The sequence below is a fragment of the Enterobacter sp. CGMCC 5087 genome, from assembly GCF_003144775.1.
In the GTDB taxonomy this organism is placed as follows: domain Bacteria; phylum Pseudomonadota; class Gammaproteobacteria; order Enterobacterales; family Enterobacteriaceae; genus Enterobacter; species Enterobacter cloacae_M.
In genome coordinates, this window is the sequence record NZ_QFXN01000325.1 from 1 (window position 1) to 2,087 (window position 2,087).

2 protein-coding genes and 1 pseudogene are annotated in these 2,087 nt (G+C 48.2%); all 3 read right to left on the reverse strand.

Translation table 11 applies throughout. From position 1 onward, the window contains the following. Window positions 1–639 precede the first annotated feature (639 nt). A complete protein-coding gene (locus DEO48_RS26035; RefSeq protein ID WP_258306217.1) occupies window positions 640–1,662 on the reverse strand; it encodes an ImmA/IrrE family metallo-endopeptidase in 1,023 nt (340 codons plus the stop codon). After that, window positions 1,626–1,955: pseudogene (locus DEO48_RS26040) on the reverse strand (DUF5983 family protein); the annotation flags it as partial. The pseudogene DEO48_RS26040 and the gene DEO48_RS26035, both read right to left, overlap by 37 nt. Continuing rightward, window positions 1,952–2,087, reverse strand: a 136-nt coding sequence (locus DEO48_RS26045) for a TA system toxin CbtA family protein (RefSeq protein WP_219933027.1), incomplete at its 5' end; no start/stop codon positions are given. The pseudogene DEO48_RS26040 and the gene DEO48_RS26045, both read right to left, overlap by 4 nt.

The window sequence follows — 2,087 nt, forward strand, 5'->3', positions numbered from 1 at the left end:
TGTGAGAGTAGGGAACTGCCAGGCATCAATTAGAAGAACCCCGTACCGTAAGGTGCGGGGTTTTTTGCTTTGTGCGCAGAAAAGTCCGTTGGCGCTGTGCTTGCCGGGCCTGCGGGCTCAGTAGACCGAAAAAGGCAAAGCCGCCATCCGGCAACGCAGACGCACGATCCCACGGCAATGAGAAACAGGAATACAAAGAAGGGGTTTATAAACGCAGAAAAGCAAAAACCCAGCCATAGGCTGGGTTCTTTAAATAGTGGTGCCCGGACTCGGAATGAATTTTGTTTTGTAAATACATTGATTGCTATGATTTTTATCTGGTTCCATAAACATTGAGGCCCCCATTAAGGCCCCCTTCTGCAGAGCGTCAAAATTTGACGGTTGAACGGGAATTTTGACGTCCATTTGAACTGTTTTTTGTGGCACGGTGCTCTGACTATTTACGGAATCGCAGTGAGCACCATCAGCGTTTGAAAATGATACCATAATCAGGTTCCTCAGTGTTTAGCTGGTAACATGCTGGATAGGTTTTGCGAACTACAGTGTGAGAATCAGGAGTAGAGGTGTAATATCGAATTTTTGGGTTGTCCCCCAAGACCTACACCAACATAAAAAATCCCGCCGAAGCGGGAGCTAAAATTAAGCGGTTTTCATTCGGTATGCCGACAGAGACACGACATTTTCTGTCGCTACCTCAGTAGCAAAAGTTGATAACGAATCATCATTTGCCAACTCTGCCAACATAGCTGGCATGATGTGCAATCGTTTAGCCAGTGATTCAACATCGACAGACAGATCCGTGAGAAGAAACTTCATTGCCCGTTGGAAAAGCTCAGGTTTTTCACTAGGAATGAGATAGTCTTCTTTTTCATCAATTGCTTCCCCCTTGCGTTTCAGACCGAAGAACGCAGTTTTATATTGAGCATCAGTTAATAGTGATAATTGATGAGCTCTGTAAATGGTTGCTGCTTTGCTCACTTTCCACGTCAACTTAAACTGACTTAGTCCCTGCCAGTCGATACGGCCACCGATTGGGCGAGGAAAATATTTTGCCATTGCTGAGCGTGGGAGAAGCAAAGCAGATGCAAAGCGGTTAGCTTGTGACTCTGTTACTCTGTCTCCCGTCGAGATGCCCTCATGCAAAATCAAGTGTGCAACTTCGTGAGCGATATCAAAACGCTGACGGCACGGCGATTTCTTAGCTGTATTCCTTACGATAAACGGGCGACTTAAAGGAACAGAAAGTGCGTCCACATCATCAGAAATAGAATCGAAAGAAGTCACAAAGGCTCCCAGCTTTTCAGCAAGACGGGTCATGTTATCGATCGGCCCAAGGCCTAATCCCCAATCTGTGCGGCATTGCTCAGCAGCTTTTTCTATATCCTCTTGAGTATTTACCCGCAGCTCAGGAAATCTGACTGGTGGTAAATTCAAATACTCATCAAAAACCTCAATCAGACGACGATACAATTCAGCTTTAGCGAGTGTCGCCCACTTGGTTGCCATACGAGTAGAGCTACGCTTGCGGAAGTGAACGATTTCTTCATTCACTGGAGACTGCTCTTGCGCCTCAAAAAATTCAGGCATAACCAGCAACGCGGCAGCTAATTTATGTGCAAGCTCAGGCGAAGCAGATAGCCGGAGCCCGAAAAATGAATCCATTCTGATTCACCAAAGTCTTCATACTGATGCGAAAGAGCAAACAGCAGAGTGTTGTCGGCTTCGGTGATATGCGCGGTGCTGCATTGGATACCGGTAAGGCGGGCGACGGGCGGCAGGGGATCTTCAACAATCAGCTTCCCAGGTTCGTCAGCAACACGAAGCGAATACCCGTTGTCGCTGACCACATTGATCAGGTCGGCCAGTTCAATACCGTCGATATCTACAGCGATCCGACCCATGTTGAGGGCCAGTACGTTGATGGTATCGGCTTCCACCGTCAGGGACAGCCTCATGGCTGCACCTCCCGGTATTTGCCGGTGGTGATGTCGGTAACGGCCCTGTAGCTATTACGGGTCATCAGCCCGGTCGCCTTCCTGGCCCGCAGAATATCGATACTGCCGATAAGCGGTGACTGTGTTTCTGCG